Here is a 17479-nt window from a genome sequence, read left to right on the forward strand (position 1 = left end):
GCTTGTGCCCATCCCAATAAATTACCGCCCAATCGCGTAATACTGCAATCCCGCTTGCTTGACGAATTTGGGTTCGTACATGTTGCGGCCGTCGAAGATGGCTTTGTCTTTTAACAAACGGCTTAACTCATCGAAATCCGGGCTGCGGAATTGTTTCCACTCGGTGACGATGACCAGCGCATCGGCGTTTTCCAGCGCCTCATGTTGTTTGGCGCAATATTTCAAGCCAGGTTTGTCGCCGTAGATGCGTTGCGCTTCGTGCATGGCTTCCGGGTCGTAGGCCTGTACCGTCGCGCCGGCTTCGATCAAGGCTTCCAATAAAACCCGGCTGGGCGCTTCGCGCATGTCGTCGGTGTTGGGTTTGAAGGCCAGGCCCCACAACGCAAAGGTCTTGCCTTTGACGCCGCTTGGGTAATGCGCGGAGATTTTTTCGAACAAGCGGTGTTTTTGCCGGTCGTTGACGTTTTCCACGGCGCTGAGCAGTTCGGCGTGATAGCCCATTTCCTTGGCGGTGCGTTCCAGCGCCTTGACGTCTTTGGGGAAGCAGGAGCCGCCGTAGCCGCAGCCGGGGTAGATGAAACTGTAGCCGATACGGCTGTCGGAGCCGATGCCGTGACGCACATGCTCGATGTCGGCGCCCAGGCGTTCGGCCAGATTGGCCAATTCGTTCATGAAGCTGATTTTGGTGGCCAGCATTGCATTGGCGGCGTATTTGGTCAGTTCGGCGGAACGGATGTCCATGGTGATGACGCGCTCGCGGCTGCGGTTGAACGGCGCGTAGAGCGCTTTCAGGAGTTCCGCGGTTCTGGGGTTGTCGGTGCCGATGATGATGCGGTCGGGTTTCATGAAATCGTCCAGCGCCGAGCCTTCCTTCAGGAATTCAGGATTCGACACGACGTCGAATTCGATGTTTTCGCCGCGCTGTGCCAGCACGTCCAATACGGTTTGCTTGACCTTGTCGGCGGTGCCGACCGGTACGGTGGATTTGTCGACGATGATTTTGTAGTCGCTCATGTGCTCGGCCACGCTTTTGGCGACGGCCAATACATAGCGCAAGTCGGCGGAGCCGTCTTCATCCGGCGGGGTGCCGACTGCGATGAACTGGAACAAACCAAAATCGACCGCTTCCTGGACGTCGGTGGTGAACTGCAAGCGCCCGGCCGCCATGTTGTCCTTGACCATTTCCTCCAGGCCGGGCTCGTAAATCGGAATGATGCCTTGTTTGAGCTGGTCGATTTTGTTTTGATCGACGTCCATGCAGACGACATGATTGCCGACATCGGCCAGACACGCGCCCGTCACCAGGCCAACATAACCGCTACCAAATACCGTGATTTTCATCCTTACACCTGTGTTGAGTGAATTAGCGTTTTCGTTTTAATCGATACAAGGCCGAAATGTCTTCGTCGCCATGGCCTTGTTGCATCAACCGGGCATAGTCGGCCAACGTGTGGTCGGTCAATGGACTGGCTATGCCGGTTTGTTCGGCCATCTTCCGGCAGATCAGCAAATCCTTGTGATGCAAGGCCAGTTTGAAACCCGGCTGGAAAATACCTTGAGTCATGCTCTTGCCGCGATGCTGCAGAAACCAATTACCGGCCGCGCCGCCCGCCACCACAGCGACGACTTTTTGCATATCCAGACCTTGCGCCTCGCCGAAAGCCAAGGCTTCGGTCACGGCTTGGGCGATGCCAGCGGCCATGATTTGATTCACCGCCTTGCAGGCCTGGCCGGAGCCGGTCGCGCCCATCAGTTCGATGCGTGCCGTCATCGCTTCCAGCACCGGGCGAACGCGCGTTAAAGCGTCGGCTTCGCCGCCGACCATCATGGACAGCGTGCCCTTGTTGGCGCCTTCCACGCCGCCGGAAACCGGGGCATCCAAAAACTCGACCTGCCTGGTTTTCAGTATCGCGGCGGCCTGTTTGGCGGTGTCACTGCCGACGGTCGACATGTCGATGACGACAGAACCCGGTTTGACGGTTTTTGCAATGGCTGCCACCACATCCAAAACATCCTGATCGGCCGACACGCAGATCAATACCGCGTCAACGCATTCGGCCAGCTCTTGTGGCGAATGGCAGGCTGCGACATTCAATTCCTCCGCCAAGGCCTGGGCTTTGGCGTGAGTGCGATTGTAAACATGAGTCAAATAGCCAGCCTTGGCCAGATTGCGCGCCATCCCTAGACCCATTGCCCCCAATCCTATCATTCCAGCCTGCATACCTTGTTTCCTCGATGACCTGAATTCTGAAGGGTGGTTATTTTAGCGCTTTGTGGGCGGCAACTTCACAACGCGCCTTGTTTTTTCAACAGGGCGGCGATGCTCTCCGCCAAGCGCTGGTAGCCTTGATTATTGGGATGCACGGCGTCTGACTTTAGATCGTTGGAAGCGATGATCTCTGGCAAGGTTTCCAGATCGGTGGGAATTTTCTCGGATTCCGCAAGCTCGGCATAAATGTCCGCGCTATGCAAAAACATCAGGCCAAACTGCGGGACGCCAAGCAGTACGACGGCAATATTGCGTTGCTTGGCTTCGGCGATCATCGCTTTGAGGTTTTCTCGGGTTTGATCGACCGGAAGCTTGCGCAAGAAGTCGTTGCCGCCGTGAATCAGAATCAATAGGCTAGGTTGATATTCGTCGAGTAACGCCGGCAAACGCTGGCGGCCTTCGCCGCTGATCTCGCCGGGTACGCCGGCGTTAATGACTTCACGACCGCTCAATTGCGCCAGGATATGAGGATAATCGTGCTCTGCGGATGCGCCGGTGCCGTAGGTGAGACTATCGCCAAACGCCAGAATCACCGCATCGTCCGGCAGTTTGGTCAGCATTGGTTCGGATTTGTTACAAGCGCTGCAGCATAGCACTATCAAAACCATCATCCATTTGATCATCGAGAAATCTCCCTGAAAACTTGGTTTATGTACTAGGCAAAACGTTAAGGCGTTTGTCGCCTTGTCATGTTTCGCCGTTTTTATTTTTCCAAATAAGTATAGGCGTTCAATCCCGCCAGCAATTCCTGTTCGAACGCCTGTTTCTGTTCGCCACTCAATGAGGTGGCGTCCAGTTTTTTCCGATAGGCGGTTTTCAACGCAGCCGTATCAATATGCACATAATCCAGTAACTCGCTGACGTCCTCGCCTTCCATGAATTCGCCAAAGCGGTAGCCGTCGCCGTCCAATTCTATGTTGATCGAATGGGTGTCGCCAAACAGGTTGTGCATATCGCCAAGAATTTCCTGATAGGCGCCGACCATGAAAAAACCAATCAGATAGTCCTCATTTTCGCCTATCGTGTGCAACGGCAGGGTATGACTGATGTTTTGCCGATCGACGTATTGATCGATGCGGCCGTCGGAATCGCAGGTCAAATCTTGCAAGACCGCGCGTCGCCCCGGTTCCTCATCCAGCCGATGAATCGGCATGATCGGAAAGATTTGATCTATGCCCCAAATATCCGGCATCGATTGAAACAGCGAAAAATTGCAGAACACCTTGTCGGCCAGCTTTTCGTCCAGCTCCTGCAAAATTTCCCGGTGATGCTGGTTGTCCAGATTCAAATCGTTCTGGATTTGCTGGCACAGACCGACATAGTGTCTTTCGGCCTCGGCCAGTTCTATCAGACCGATGTCGCCTTGCACGAAACGGGCGCGGGCCTCGGCCATGTCGAATTGGGCGTTGTGGTAGGCTTCGCTGACGTTTGCGAAATCCACCTGGTCTAAATTTACGCCTTGCAGGCATTCCACTTCGGTGACGTTGGTGATCAACACCGCATGATGGGCGGTGATGGCGCGGCCGGATTCGGTGATGATGTGGGGTTGCGGCAAGCCGTGTTCGTGGCTGGCTTCGGCAAAGGCGCGCACGATATTGTCCGCGTATTCACCCATGCTGTAATTGATCGAACATTCGCGCCGTGAACCGCTGCCGTCGTAATCGACGCCCAGACCGCCACCGGCATCAACGGTGCTGATATTGGCGCCCAGAATATGCAGCTGCCGGTAATACTGGCCGGCTTCCTTCAGTGCCAATTTGATGTCGTGAATATTGGCGATTTGTGAGCCCATGTGAAAATGCATCAATTGCAGGCAATCCAACATTTCGACTTGTTTTAAACGGGTGACTAGTTGCAGCACTTCGCTGGCGTGCAAACCGAATTTGGATTTTTCGCCGCCGCTGTTCTGCCATTTGCCGGCGCTGATGGTCGAGAGGCGAACCCGTAGGCCTAATAGTGGCTTGACGTTCAGCTTGGCGGCTTCCTCGATGATCAGTTCCAGTTCCGACGGTTTTTCGATGACGATGAAGACCGATAGGCCCATCAGTTGGCCCATCAAGGCCATGCGAATATATAGCCTGTCCTTGTAGCCGTTACAGACGATGGTGCCGCCGGATTTCGCCAGGCCCAATATCGCCAATAATTCGGGCTTGCTGCCGGCTTCCAGGCCTATGTTTTCAGCGGAAACGATGCTTTCGACTACATTGCCCTGCTGGTTGACCTTGATTGGATAAACCGGGGTGTAATGACCTTGATAATCGTGTGCCTGGCGGGCTTGGTCGAAGGCTTGTTGTAGCCGGCGGATGCGGTCGCGCAGAATATCGGTAAAGCGTACCAATATCGGGAAATGTAGGCCTTTTTTTTGCAGACTTTGCGCAATCTCGTACAAATCGATTTCGGTTGCGCTATCGAGCCTCGGCTTGACGCAGACATGACCCTGGCCGTTCACGGAAAAATAACCATCGCCCCATTGCCGTATCGCATAGAGTTGTTTGGATTGTTCGATCGACCAGGTTTGTGTGGTCACGTAGCGTCTCCGTACTGTCATAAAGAGCGCTAAATTCTAAAGTATAATGCCGCGACTTTTATGACTTTTTGAGGACATCTCATGTTAGACGCCCAATGGTTCAGCGAAGCGCAAGCTTCCAGCGGTACCGCTTTTTCCCTGAAAATCAAACGCAAACTGCACGAAGAGCAATCCGAATTCCAATTCCTGGAAATCTACGAGACCGAGCAGTTCGGCAATCTGATGGTGATCGACGGTTGCACCATGGTCTCTACCCGGGATAACTTTTTTTATCACGAGATGATGAGCCACCCCGTTTTATACACCCATCCCGATCCGAAACGAGTCTGGATCATCGGCGGCGGCGATTGCGGCACCTTGCGCGAAGTATTGAAGCATCCGGGCGTCGAGCAGGCAGTGCAAATCGATATCGACGAGCGCGTGACCCGCTTGGCCGAAATCTATTTCCCCGAGCTGTGCGAATCGAACAACGATCCGCGCGCGGATTTGAAATTCATCGACGGTATCAAATGGGTCAAGGACGCCGAGCCGAACAGCGTGGACATCATCATCGTCGATAGCACCGACCCGGTCGGGCCGGCGGAAGGCTTGTTCTGCGCAGATTTTTACAAGGATTGTTTCAAGGCCTTGAGTGCAAACGGCATCGTGATTCAACAAAGCGAATCAGCACTGCTGCATATGAAGATTTTAAAAGAAATGCGTGACGAGATGCGGGCCGGCGGTTTTACGCATATGCAGACCCTGTTTTTCCCTCAATGCATTTATCCCTCCGGCTGGTGGAGCGCGACGATGGCCTGTAAAGTCGAACTATCCGGTTTCAGGGAGCAGGATGCGGCTGCGAAAGGCTTTGATACCGTTTACTACAATAGCGATATTCACAAAGCCAGCCTGGCGATGCCGGAGTTTTTCAAGAAAGCTTTTGCACAATGAATACTTGAACCTAGAAAAATCATTTGGTCCACGAAACACACGAAATTCACTCAATTTTCAACCAGTTATCACTCCAAAGAGCGGCGCCTAACAGGTGAATTGATAAGCTTCATAACGCAATGGTTTCTGTCGTGCTTTTCGTGGATTGCTGCTTTTTTAGGTTTAATTGTCCGGGGTTGGCTGCTCACCGGGCTGACACAACTGACATCTTTGTCAGATCAAGTCAGGATTGACGCTTATTCCGCATAAGAAAAATCAAGATTTTTTTGCCGGACTGGCGTAAAACTTCTTTCTCTTCAGGGTAGGACTCGTGAGGGTTTGTGTCTTCAAGTTGGGTTGGTGTTTTTATTTTTCAATAAAAACAATGTATTACATTGAATCTGGGTTACTTGTCAAGTGCGTTGTTTTTAGGTGAGCGAAATTCCGTGGTTAAATGAATGAATTGGCATGTTAATCGCTAATGTCTTTTACCATCAGGCTTAGCCGCATTTAATATGCAACCAGTAAAGCCTAGAGTGCAAAAAATTGGTAATTAAAGATAGGTGGAACCAATGATCAAAATAAAAGCGTTTAATGTTGTCTTGGTGTTAGCTGCTTTTGCGGCATTGTTCTTTCTGTTACCGCCCGACAGGGACGTGTCCAATGTTAGTGCAAATCAAATAGAGAGTTCCGATTCGCAACCCAGCATCACTAAAAAAGCCAATCAGCAACAATCAGTCAGAGGCCATTTTTTACATTCGGCTTGATAAAGCTCAATACCAAAATCCTCCTACACGCCAGCGCGGCGCATGCTGAACGGCTTTAGTGGCATAACCAATAGGAAGATCGCTTGCCAAGGACGGCTTCAAATCAGAATAAGTCATCGCATATCCCTCCAAACGTTTGATACGTTCTTCCGTCGGTGGGTGACTCCGTAGCCATGAAGGCTGCGGGTTACCCCAGCCGGGCAAAAATATTTCTATCCAGGATCGGCTGTGGTGTTCAATTCTGGCCAAAGCATAAGCCAAACCCAAGGGATCGCCGGTCAGGATTGCCGCTTTTTGGTCGGCATCGTATTCACGAACTCTGGATAGGCCTAGCTGGGCCAATACCGCCAGTTGAGGTGAAAACAAAAGCAGCAGCATCGAAAACCAATTGATGCTGATGCCGTAGCCCTCGATGAACAGTATGGGCAATGACAGCAACAGCATCAGTTGTCCTGCGGTGGAAAGTAAATTGGTCAGGCGGCTAATGTAATCCGCCAGTCCCATGACTTTCAAATCGCCATGCGCAATATGGGCTATTTCATGGCCCAATACGCCGCTTAGTTCGCGTAGAGTCAATTTGCTTAGCAGGCCATAAGTCAAGGCGATCGCGGCGTGTTTGCCGTGCCCGACCGCGAATGCATTGATCATTGGGCTGGGGATGTAATAAAGCACCGGTGTGGCGGGTAATTCGGCGCGTTGACTCAGAATCGTGACGATCCGCCACAGATCAGGTGCTTCGGTGGGATAGATTGGTCTCGCTTGATAAAGACGCAGCGTCATGCGCCAGGCGGCGACGGGTTCGAGAATCAATGTCAGTAAGGCGCCGCCCAAGGCGATCCACAGTCCTATTGCACCCAGCAGCAAATTACCAACCAGGCCGCTGATTGTCAGTAGCAGGATGATCAACAACGCCGTTTGCAAACGATTGCGCCATTGATGAGGCCGTAAGGGAGGCGGGACGGACATGGTTAGCGTTTGCCTGCGCGCAGCAATTGTCGTCGTAAGCTATCCAGCTCTTCCTGCAGATCGGCCACCAAGGCCGCCAATTCCGGTAGGGCATCGAAGTTGCGTTCTATCGTCAAGATGCGTTTGGCACGGGTCAGTTCCACCGAGGAAAAGCACCAGGCGCCACTTTCCAATTTTGCCGCAGACAGTAGGCCGTCCTGGAGGTGCTGCAAAACCCAATCCGGTTCGACCGCGCACAGCGCGGCCAATTGCTCTACGGAAAGATAGGTTTCCTCGACTACGGTAGCAATCATGATTTCTGTATTGGGCATGGTGTCTCCTCAGTGATTGCGGCGTGGATCAAAAGCCAGTTCCTGAGCCATTTGTTGGTAAAACCGCCGCGCTTTGTCGCTGGTCGCGGGCGGTAATAATACTTGTATGTCCAGTAATAGATCGCCCGGCGGGTCGCTTGGCAGGCCCTTGCCGCCAAGGCGTAACTGCCTGCCGCTTTGCGTGCCCTCCGGTATTTTCACTTTCAGGCTGGTATCGACGAGATTGAGTGGAATCATGGCGCCCAGGGCCGCTTCCCAGGGTGTCACCGGCAGGGTCAGGTGTAAATTCTTGCCGTCGACCCGAAAGCGCGGATGCGGATTGAAACAGACTTCCAGCAACAAATCGCCGGCCTTGCCGCTGCCCATGCCCGGCGCTCCCTGGCCGCCCAGGCGAATGATCTGACGTTCGTAAACGCCTTTGGGGATTTTGATGTTCAGCACCCGGCTATCGAGTTGCATACGACCTTGCGCATCCACACGCGGTACCCGCAACGTGATTTGGCGCGAGGCGCCGCGGAAACTGTCTTCCAAGTCCAGCATGACCTTGGCATGATGGTCTTCGCCCCGGGCATTGAAACGATCTCGACCGTAATATTGACCGGTATCGGCGCGAAATCCACGCATATTGCCAAATAACTCGGCGAAAAAATCGCTGAACTCGGCGGCTTCGCGCGGATTGAAGCCCCGGCTGGAAAATTCAAAGCCTGCGTCCCAATTCGGCGGTGGTCTGAATTCTTGTCCCGATTGATAGCCGCGACCCAATTGATCGTAGGCCGCGCGTTTTTCTGGGTCCGATAGCACCGTATAGGCTTCGTTGACTTCCTTCATGCGGGATTCGGCGTTGGGTTCCTTGGACACGTCGGGATGATATTTGCGCGCCAGTTTGCGGAAGGCTTTTTTGATTTCTTCCAGTGAAGCATCGCGTTTGACGCCCAATGTTTGATAATAATCCTTGTATTGCAAAAATCCCCCTTGCGCATGATGTCGCGACAGGTTTTACGGCCTTGAACAGACATGGAAACATTAAAGTAGCCCATGACGTGACATTTTTGAATGTACTTTAACCGAGCGCCATGTCCATAATCCATCATTGTTTTGAACCCGCCTGGTGGTTGAATAACCCCCACTTGCAAACCGTTTATCCAGCCTTGTTGCGCAAGCCGCCAACGTTGATGCGAAAACGTCAGCGCTTGTTCACCGAGGATGGCGATTTTATCGATCTGGATTGGTACGGCGACGATGATCGCGCGATTGTCATCCTGCTCCATGGCTTGGCGGGCAGTTCTCAATCGGGCTACATACTCGGTTTGCAGCATGTACTTAAACAACATGGTTTTTCCAGTGTTGCCATGAATTTTCGGGGTTGCAGCGGTGAGCCTAATCGTTTGGCGCGCAGTTATCATTCTGGCGAAACCGAGGACATTGAGTTTGTTTATCAAAGTCTGCGCCAGCAATTTCCAAAATCCGCATTGGCCGCCGTGGGTTTTTCGTTGGGCGGCAATGTGCTGCTGAAGTGGTTGGGCGAACAAGGTTGTAAAGTCAAATTGTTTGCGGCGGCGGCCATTTGCGTGCCGTTGGTGCTGAGCGCATGCGCCACGCGGCTGGATCATGGCGTTTCCAGGCTTTATCGAGGTTACCTGCTAAACGAGTTGAAGCGCTATATCAATATCAAAAAGCGGTATTTGCTGACAAATGGGAGGATGGCGGAAGCGGAAAAGTTGATTCAACTGGGCGATTTATCTTCGGTACAGTCATTCTGGCAATATGACGATCTCGTCGTGGCTCGTTTACATGACTTCAAAGATGTAAACGATTACTATCGGCGCGCCAGTTCGCGACAGTTTTTGCCCAAAATTCGCGTGCCTTCTTTATTGATTCAGGCTCGAGACGATCCCTTCATGACGCCGGACGTTTTGCCGTCAGCCGATGAGCTGAGTTCGGCCGTGGAATTGGAAATATGCAGCAACGGGGGGCATGTCGGTTTCATCGAGAAGCGGCGTGGGTTTGGGCACCGCTATTGGCTGGAAAAAAGGATTCCTGCGTTTTTGGGCGATAAGCTGAAAAATTAGGCCGCTTCCCTGGCTTCCCGCATCCAGGTCCAGCCGGTGGCGGCCCTGTTTGAGCCTGATTTTTCCGGTATAATCACAGCATTTTTACCACTCAATTGGCTCCCGACGTGTCGACAAGCAAAAACGATGTCTCTACTTTTCAGGGCCTGATTCTGACCTTGCAGCAATACTGGTCGGAGCAGGGATGTGTGCTGTTGCAGCCTTTGGATCAAGAAGTGGGCGCCGGGACTTTTCACCCCGCGACTTTCTTGCGCGCCATTGGTCCAGAGCCCTGGAACGCGGCTTACGTCCAGCCTTCGCGCCGCCCGACCGACGGCCGTTACGGCGAAAACCCCAACCGTTTGCAGCATTACTACCAATATCAGGTGGTGATGAAACCGTCGCCGGACAATATCCAGGAATTGTATCTGGGTTCGCTGCGCCATTTGGGGCTGGATTTGCTGGAGCACGACATTCGCTTTGTCGAAGACAACTGGGAATCACCGACTCTGGGCGCCTGGGGCTTGGGTTGGGAAGTCTGGTTGAACGGCATGGAAGTGACTCAATTTACCTATTTTCAACAGGTCGGTGGCCTGGAGTGCAAGCCGGTGACCGGCGAAATTACCTATGGTCTTGAGCGGATCGCGATGTATCTGCAGGGCGTGGAGTCGGTGTTCGATCTGGTCTGGACCCGCGGTCCTCAAGGTGTGGTGACTTACGGCGACGTGTTCCATCAAAACGAAGTGGAAATGTCGGCGTTCAATTTCGAACACGCCAACGTCGATTTCCTGTTTCAATGCTTCGATACCTTCGAGGCGGAATGCCTGAAACTGTTGGAGCAAAACTTGCCCTTGCCCGCTTACGAAATGGTCTTGAAAGCCTCCCATTCATTCAACCTGCTGGATGCGCGCCACGCCATTTCGGTCACCGAACGCCAACGCTACATTTTGCGGGTGCGCAATCTGGCCAAATCCGTGGCCGAAGCCTACTACGCCCGCCGCGAAGCCTTGGGCTTTCCGATTCTTGCCAGACAGGGAGTGTAAATCATGAGCAGCAACGATTTGTTATTCGAACTCGGCGGCGAAGAACTGCCGCCCAAATCCTTGAAAAAACTCAGCCAGTCCTTGCTGGACGGCATGGTCGCCGGCCTGAAAGAGGCGGGCTTGAACTTCAGCGAAGCCAAGGCTTATGCCTCGCCGCGCCGCTTGGCGGTATTGATCCGTAATCTGGACAGCCAGCAAGCCGACAAGGTGGTGGAAAAGCGCGGTCCTGCCTTGCTGGCCGCCTACGGTCCGGACGGTTCACCGAGCAAGGCGGCGCTGGGTTTTGCCGCCAGTTGTGGGGCGAGTTTCGATCAACTGGAAAAGCTGGAAACTGACAAAGGCGCGTGGCTGATTTTCAAACAAGCGGTCAAAGGCCAAGCCACCGCCGAACTGATACCCGACATCATCCGCAAAAGTCTGGCGCAATTACCGATTGCCAAACGCATGCGCTGGGGCGCTTACGAGCACGAGTTCGTGCGGCCGGTGCACAATGCGGTATTGTTGTTCGGCAATGAGGTGATTGAAGCCGAGATTCTGGGTTTGAAAACCGGTCGGCATAGTTTCGGCCATCGCATGCATGCTCCCAATCCGATCGAATTGAGCCATCCCAACGATTACGTCGACCAGTTGTTGGCGGCGAAAGTCACGGTCGATTTCGAACAGCGCATGCGGCAGATCGAAACCGGCGCGCAGCAGGCTGCCAGCCAATTGGGTGGCATCGCGCACATCGACGAGGACTTGCTGGAAGAGGTCGCTGCGCTGAACGAATGGCCAGTGCCGGTGGTGGGTAATTTCGATGCCCGCTTCCTGGAATTGCCGCAGGAAGTGCTGATCACGACGATGCAGTCCAACCAGAAATATTTCCCGGTCAAAAACGCGCAAGGCGGGTTGTTGCCGCATTTCATAACCTTCGCCAATATCGAAAGCTCCAATCCGGCTTCGATTCGCGCCGGTAACGAGCGCGTGGTGCTGCCGCGTCTGGTCGATGCCGAATTCTTCTGGAAGCAGGATAGAAAGCAATCCTTGGCCGACCGTGTCGACAGTCTGAAAACCATTGTGTTCCAGAAAGAGTTGGGTACCTTGTTCGACAAGACCGAGCGCGTCGCCAACCTGGCCGGCCTGATCGCCGAAAAACTCGGGGCCGATGTGGCGCTGGCCAGGCGTGCGGCCTTGCTGGCGAAAACCGATCTGATGACCAACATGGTCGGCGAATTCGCCAACTTGCAAGGCACGATGGGCCGGTATTACGCGGCGGCGGACGGCGAAGATATGGCAGTCGCTCAGGCTCAGGAAGAGCAATATTTTCCGAAACAATCCGGCGGCGAGATTCCCCAGGCGCCGATCAGCGTCGCGCTGGCGCTGGCGGAAAAAATCGACACGCTGGCCGGTATTTTCAGCGCCGGTCTGATTCCGACCGGTGACAAGGACCCTTACGCCTTGCGCCGCGCGACCTTGGGCATCTTGCGGATCTTGATCGAAAACGGCATTGCGCTGGATGTGGTCGAATTGCTGGATGCTGCGTTGGCGCAGTTCAGCCATGCGTTCGACAAGGCCGAAACCCGGCATAAGGTCATAGGTTTCATTTTCGATCGCCTGAAAGGATACTGCCTGGATCAGGGTTTCAGTAGCGACGAATTCGAAGCGGTGCTGGCGGTCAATCCGATCCGGCCGTTTGATTTCTGGCTTAGAATCAAGGCAGTACAAGGTTTCCGCGCCTTGCCGGAAGCGGAAAGCCTGGCGGCGGCGAACAAGCGCATCATCAATATCCTGAAAAAGTCCGAGCAGTCGGTTTCCGATAGCATCGGTACGCTGGTCGAGGTACAGGAGAAAAACTTGCTGGTTGCCGCCGAGGAAGCGGAAACCGTGATTTTGCCGTTACTCGAAGAGCAGAATTACCCCATGGCGTTGAGCCGCTTGGCGCAACTGCGCGAGACGGTCGATGCGTTTTTCGATCATGTCATGGTCAATACCGATGATGTAGCCTTGCGTAACAGCCGTCTGGCGTTGCTAGCCAAACTTTCCAGTCAGTTCCTGAAAATCGCGGACATTTCCAAATTGCAATCGTGACCGAGCGTTACGTCATCCTGGACCGCGACGGCACCATCAACGTTGATTCCGATGCATTCATCAAATCACCGGATGAATGGTTGCCGTTGCCGGGGAGTTTGGAGGCCATCGCGCTATTGAATCGGCATGGCTATAAAGTCGTGGTGATCAGCAATCAGTCGGGCATCGCGCGCGGCTTGTTCGATTTGGCGACTTTGGAGGCCATGCACGACAAAATGAGGCGTCTGACGGCAGGCGCGGGCGGGCAGATCGAAAAAGTGTATTTTTGTCCGCATGGTCCTGCTGACGATTGTTGCTGCCGCAAACCCAAAACGGGTCTGTTCGAGGATTTTGCGCAGGACAAGCGCGTTGATCTGAAAAATGTCTACTCGATTGGTGATTCCTTCAGGGACATCGAAGCCAGTTTGGCCGCGGGATCTAGACCGATACTGGTCAAAACCGGCAAGGGCCTGCAAACGCTACAAAAACATCCTAACCTCAATTTTCCTATCTTTGAGAATCTCTATGACGCAGCAAAGTATATCGTCTCGAAAAGCTGATTTCAGAGTCTATCTGGGCTCGACTTTGTTCTTTGTTTATATCCTGTTTTCGACGCCCATCGTTGGTGTACTCATTTTGGCGGGTTTTTGGCTGCCGTTCGAGGTGCGCTATAAGATTGCCGATATCTGGATTAATTGTCTGTTGTATGTGTTGAAGCTTTGCTGTGGCCTTGGGTACGAGGTCGAAGGCCTGGAAAACATTCCCAAACAAGGGGCCGCCATCATACTCAGCAAGCATCAGTCGGCCTGGGAAACCATTGCCTTGCGCCAGATCGTTGCGCCGCAAACGGCCGTATTAAAGAAATCGTTGCTGCAAATCCCTTTTGGTGGTTGGGCCTTGGCCACCTTGAAACCAATCGCCATCGATCGCAGCAATCAGAAAGAAGCCTTGAAAATGCTGCTGGAGCAAGGTATCGCTCGGTTGCGGGAGGGCTTGTTCGTTTTGATATTTCCGGAAGGGACCCGAGTGGCGCCAGGAGCCACGAAAAAGTTCAACGCAGGTGGCGCAATGCTGGCGCACAAATCTGGTTTTCCGGTGGTTCCGTTGGCGCATAATGCCGGTGAGTTTTGGCCGCGCAATAGCTTTCTGAAATACCCTGGGGTAATCAAAGTCAAAATCGGCCCCCTGATTTGTACACAGGATAAAAGCGCCAAGGAAATAAATGCTGAAGCCGAAGCCTGGATCACTCAAGCTATGCGGGAGATTTCGAAAGAACAGCTAGCTTGAGGTTTTAAGAGGATTTTTGCAAAGGCGTTTTGAAAAAAGCATAAGGCCCACCGAAGTGGGCCTTATTTTTATTTATAGCTGTACTGAAGAAGTAGAGCTAGAAACTTTTTGTTTTGTGCTATCTGGATCGTCGATGCAGCCTGTCAAGCCAACAACCATAGCAGCAATAGCCAGAAGAGATAATACTTTTTTCATAACATCCTCCAAAATAAAAAGGTTTTTATATTTCTTATGTGTACTAAATTAAGCACGCGGAAATTTATATCATGGTGCATGCGCTTGTGCAATACGAAAGTTCATTTTCGTGATTTTTGCTCTCGTCTGGTTGCGCCAGGCTGGAAATCGCAAATCCATCGAGGTTGCAGCCGTGTTTCGTAGCGGCTTTTTGCCTCGATGACTGTGTCACTGAACGAGAGTTCAAGCTTACGCGCTCCTGCTGATGTTATCAGCGCGAGTGCGTAATTGGGCATCGAGAGCGATCGCGTCAGAGTGCGTCTATGTCTTTCGGCAGATTGATTTTGATTTCTCGATCCTGCCATTGCGCACTCCCTATTGCCAACCAGTCGCCGCTTAGATTGTTTTTTCGCAAGTCTTTTTCCCATGAAAATGGGGCGTTTATTTTTTTCATCTTGATGATGAAACGCGTGTTGTCCAGGTCCAGATTGATTTTTCTGCCCCAGAATGCGGTGATCTTCATGATGAATTTTTTCAAGCGAACTTCATCGATATTCGGTGTGACGGCGATATTGGCCCACATCGAATGCACCCGGCCCCAATTGGGCGCCACTAGCCGGCCTTGTTCGTTGACGAAGGGTAGCCAGTGCTCGTTACCGTTGGCATCGAGATAGGTAATGGCCAGCAAGTGGTTGTAGCCCTCGAAATGGTCGTGCAAATACAAGGCGTGTGGAGTAATGCCCAGAAAAGTATGCGAGAACATCAGCAGGGCGTTGCTCATGTCGGCCATGATGCTGGTGAGCGGTGATTGCCGGGTGTCAACCTCAAGACGGTACAGTAAGCCGTAATGCAGGCTGCTGTTCAATTGCAGCAGCATCATGAAGACAAGAGCCTTGGCGATTTTTTGTGCATTGCGTTTTTGCAATTTGCCTTGGCTTACTGCAAAAATCTTATCGTAGAGTGTTGCTGGAAAAGTGGTTTGGCTTTGCGGTAAACAACTGATGTCGCAAGTGATACGGGCCCGATTGTCGGCAATTCTGCGGTAAAAACGGCTGATGACGGCATGCAATCCGGGCAATTTCATGAGCCAGCCAATGATGGCGGTATAGCTCATCGCAATGAAAATTTGCGCATAGGTGTCAACGCCGGAATAAACCTTTCCTTCATTGTCCAGTGCATATAAATCGGTCAGTAAAGTCTTGTCGTCGATCCGATTCAGGGATGGGTAATTGCGAGCATGGCTTTGGGCCGGTTTGAAATCGACCGCCTTCAGGATGTCGAAATGGTTCAGAATGATGACCGTGCGGTTGCACAGCGGGCACTGTTGATCATAAAAAACCGTAAGGGCGGGGCGTGCTTTTCCTAGCCACGATCCGATGCGTCGATACCAGGAGAATGGCACCATCAACGTATAAAAGATCAGCATGCCGATGCCGAAAGGGTAGATATTGAAGGACAGCGCAATGCCCAGATGCAGCGACATGCCTATCAATAAATAAAGTGGTCTCAATAACCTGAAATGAAATAGCGGCAAAAAAGTGAATTGAAAAACGATGATGGTGTAGCCGATCAGTTTTTGCAGGCTCTCGATGTTCAACAGCCAGGACATGTCGATGGCCGAAATGTAATAAGGCATCGACGACGGCAGCCAGGCGCCTAGGCCGTTGCGCCAGTGTTCGGCAAACATCTTGTGTATGACCGAATCGAAATACAAAAAACCCAGGCAAATGATGGCGGGGAGATAATAAGTTAGCCTTGAAACTTGTGCCGGTTCGTGAGCGGAATCGTGTATGAAAGGCGTCGCTAATTTTTTTCTGAGATCGTCGATCGCAAAGGCTTTGTCTAGAGGCATGAACATCATGAAGAAGTTTCCGCCTATCATGAACAAGTCAAAGCCGCCGTCAAAATCCCTCTGCATCGGGGTGAAGTTAACAAAAATCAGCCAAAAAACGTAATTCGCGATGGTGCTGGCTTGACAGTGATAACCTATCGCCAGGCTAAATGCCACGGCAGCCCAAATCCACAGGAAAAAGGTGATCATCGGAAACTCGACATCCTTGAACGGGATGGGGTCGAAAATCAGGTGATTGAAATAAATCAGGAACAGGATTTCTTGCAGCGTAACCAGGCCAAATAGCAAGCGAAACAATCCGATGCCGGTGGCGGGGGCCTGTTGCAGGAAGGCTGCATGGATTTTGGCGGCGAATAATTTGTACATTGTTGATCGGAAAGACAAAAATATACAAATTATAGGGTATTTTTCCGGATGAAAAACATCCGGGCACAAAAAAGGCGGCTTCGTTTACCGTGCCGCCTTTAATCAGAAAAACTAGGCTTCGAGAAGCAATCTAGCTTATTCTTCGTCTTTAGGCTCAGCAAACACCCATTTTACGAAGAAGTATCCTGCAGCGATGATTACTACCGCTCCAATCATACCTGATGGTTCTTTTAACATTTCTGTTAAGTCTAAGATCGCTCCCATGGGTGCCTCCTACCTTTCAATTTAGTTGTTATAAAAAATCTGCCAGCCTTGTGGCCGTCGAGGTTGCTATATTACTTTAGCTGTTCCTAAAGTCAAGCAATTGATGGAAAACTAATAAAGATGTTGACACAAATTGCCATCTTGGTGGTTTATGGTAGTATGCGGCTTGAAGCTGACTTTACAAAAATAAAAACAGTTCATTACAAGGGGAAAGAATATGATTGGTGGCGTAATAATGATTTTAACGGTGATTTGGGTTTACCAATCGCTGATGCGGGCCAAAAAAGGCAATGTTTTGATGTGGGTCGCGGGTTGTGCGATCGTATATTTGGTGATTCAGGTGTTGTTCTATAACGTCAACATCATGATCATCGATGCGTTGGAAGGCAAGGATGTCGGCGGCGAATATGATCGCGAACTGACCAGTGTTGGTGATCGCAAAACACAAGAAGGCGCGGGTGGCTGGTTCATGCCGGTAATTTTTGAATTGCTGCCGCCTATTGCGGGCTTCCTGGCCGTGGCTTTCATTCGTACGCAATTCATCCTGAAAGAAGCATTGACACCGGCCAATTTGTTCAGCGGTGTCAAGGAAATGTTCGAAAGCATCAAAAACAGCTTCAAAACATCCGGTAACTAAAACTTAACTTTTT

The 17479-nt window shown here is 51.9% G+C and carries 16 protein-coding genes and 1 pseudogene; 7 read left to right on the forward strand and 10 right to left on the reverse strand.

Annotated features, from left to right (window positions below):
- Positions 1-21 precede the first annotated feature (21 nt).
- From NM686_RS00280 to speA, 4 genes and pseudogenes are all read right to left on the reverse strand, one after another.
- Positions 22-1341 (reverse strand): UDP-glucose dehydrogenase family protein, encoded by a 1320-nt coding sequence (locus tag NM686_RS00280; protein WP_255189945.1) that lies wholly within the window; start codon positions 1339-1341, stop codon positions 22-24.
- Positions 1342-1363: 22 nt separating this feature from the next.
- A pseudogene (locus NM686_RS00285) lies at positions 1364-2239 on the reverse strand (NAD(P)-dependent oxidoreductase); the annotation flags it as partial.
- Between the two features lie 47 nt (positions 2240-2286).
- Positions 2287-2829 (reverse strand): arylesterase, encoded by a 543-nt coding sequence (locus NM686_RS00290; protein ID WP_255189946.1) that lies wholly within the window; start codon positions 2827-2829, stop codon positions 2287-2289.
- Positions 2830-2972: 143 nt separating this feature from the next.
- Positions 2973-4796, reverse strand: coding sequence for a biosynthetic arginine decarboxylase (speA, locus tag NM686_RS00295; protein ID WP_255189947.1), 1824 nt, complete (start codon positions 4794-4796; stop codon positions 2973-2975).
- A gap of 81 nt (positions 4797-4877) precedes the next feature.
- On the opposite strand from speA, the gene speE reads away from it, so the two are divergent.
- Positions 4878-5726, forward strand: coding sequence for a polyamine aminopropyltransferase (speE, locus tag NM686_RS00300; protein ID WP_255189948.1), 849 nt, complete (start codon positions 4878-4880; stop codon positions 5724-5726).
- A gap of 752 nt (positions 5727-6478) precedes the next feature.
- Here speE and NM686_RS00305 read toward each other — a convergent pair.
- The 3 genes from NM686_RS00305 to NM686_RS00315 are packed head-to-tail and all read right to left on the reverse strand — an operon-like array spanning position 6479 to position 8712.
- Positions 6479-7438 (reverse strand): zinc metalloprotease HtpX, encoded by a 960-nt coding sequence (locus NM686_RS00305; RefSeq protein WP_329959157.1) that lies wholly within the window; start codon positions 7436-7438, stop codon positions 6479-6481.
- Positions 7439-7440: 2 nt separating this feature from the next.
- Positions 7441-7749: a hypothetical protein gene (locus NM686_RS00310; protein WP_255189950.1), complete on the reverse strand. Its 309-nt coding sequence runs from the start codon at positions 7747-7749 to the stop codon at positions 7441-7443.
- Positions 7750-7758: 9 nt separating this feature from the next.
- Entirely contained in the window at positions 7759-8712 is a 954-nt protein-coding gene (locus tag NM686_RS00315) for a DnaJ C-terminal domain-containing protein (RefSeq protein WP_255189951.1), read from the reverse strand.
- A gap of 110 nt (positions 8713-8822) precedes the next feature.
- On the opposite strand from NM686_RS00315, the gene NM686_RS00320 reads away from it, so the two are divergent.
- From NM686_RS00320 to NM686_RS00340, 5 genes are all read left to right on the forward strand, one after another.
- Positions 8823-9818 (forward strand): hydrolase, encoded by a 996-nt coding sequence (locus tag NM686_RS00320; RefSeq protein ID WP_255189952.1) that lies wholly within the window; start codon positions 8823-8825, stop codon positions 9816-9818.
- A 107-nt stretch (positions 9819-9925) separates the two neighbouring features.
- Entirely contained in the window at positions 9926-10840 is a 915-nt protein-coding gene (glyQ, locus tag NM686_RS00325; protein WP_255189953.1) for a glycine--tRNA ligase subunit alpha, read from the forward strand.
- Positions 10841-10843: 3 nt separating this feature from the next.
- Positions 10844-12907 (forward strand): glycine--tRNA ligase subunit beta, encoded by a 2064-nt coding sequence (gene glyS, locus NM686_RS00330; protein ID WP_255189954.1) that lies wholly within the window; start codon positions 10844-10846, stop codon positions 12905-12907.
- The gene (gmhB, locus tag NM686_RS00335) at positions 12904-13446 is read left to right on the forward strand and encodes a D-glycero-beta-D-manno-heptose 1,7-bisphosphate 7-phosphatase (RefSeq protein ID WP_255189955.1); all 543 of its coding nucleotides are present in this window, start codon (positions 12904-12906) and stop codon (positions 13444-13446) included. The genes glyS and gmhB overlap by 4 nt, the downstream gene beginning before the upstream one ends.
- Entirely contained in the window at positions 13412-14173 is a 762-nt protein-coding gene (locus tag NM686_RS00340; protein ID WP_255189956.1) for a lysophospholipid acyltransferase family protein, read from the forward strand. Before gmhB ends, NM686_RS00340 begins: the two co-directional genes overlap by 35 nt.
- A 72-nt stretch (positions 14174-14245) precedes the next feature.
- Here NM686_RS00340 and NM686_RS00345 read toward each other — a convergent pair whose 3' ends face one another.
- The 3 genes from NM686_RS00345 to NM686_RS00355 form a co-directional block, all read right to left on the reverse strand.
- Positions 14246-14368 (reverse strand): hypothetical protein, encoded by a 123-nt coding sequence (locus tag NM686_RS00345; protein ID WP_255189957.1) that lies wholly within the window; start codon positions 14366-14368, stop codon positions 14246-14248.
- A gap of 289 nt (positions 14369-14657) precedes the next feature.
- Positions 14658-16565: a DCC1-like thiol-disulfide oxidoreductase family protein gene (locus tag NM686_RS00350; RefSeq protein WP_255189958.1), complete on the reverse strand. Its 1908-nt coding sequence runs from the start codon at positions 16563-16565 to the stop codon at positions 14658-14660.
- Positions 16566-16700: 135 nt separating this feature from the next.
- Complete coding sequence (locus NM686_RS00355) at positions 16701-16829, reverse strand: hypothetical protein (RefSeq protein WP_255189959.1); 129 nt, start codon at positions 16827-16829, stop codon at positions 16701-16703.
- Positions 16830-17064: 235 nt separating this feature from the next.
- Between NM686_RS00355 and NM686_RS00360 the strand changes: the two genes are divergently transcribed.
- Entirely contained in the window at positions 17065-17466 is a 402-nt protein-coding gene (locus NM686_RS00360) for a hypothetical protein (protein WP_255189960.1), read from the forward strand.
- Positions 17467-17479: the final 13 nt, after the last annotated feature.

It is taken from the genome of Methylomonas rapida, assembly GCF_024360925.2.
Lineage (GTDB): Bacteria > Pseudomonadota > Gammaproteobacteria > Methylococcales > Methylomonadaceae > Methylomonas > Methylomonas rapida.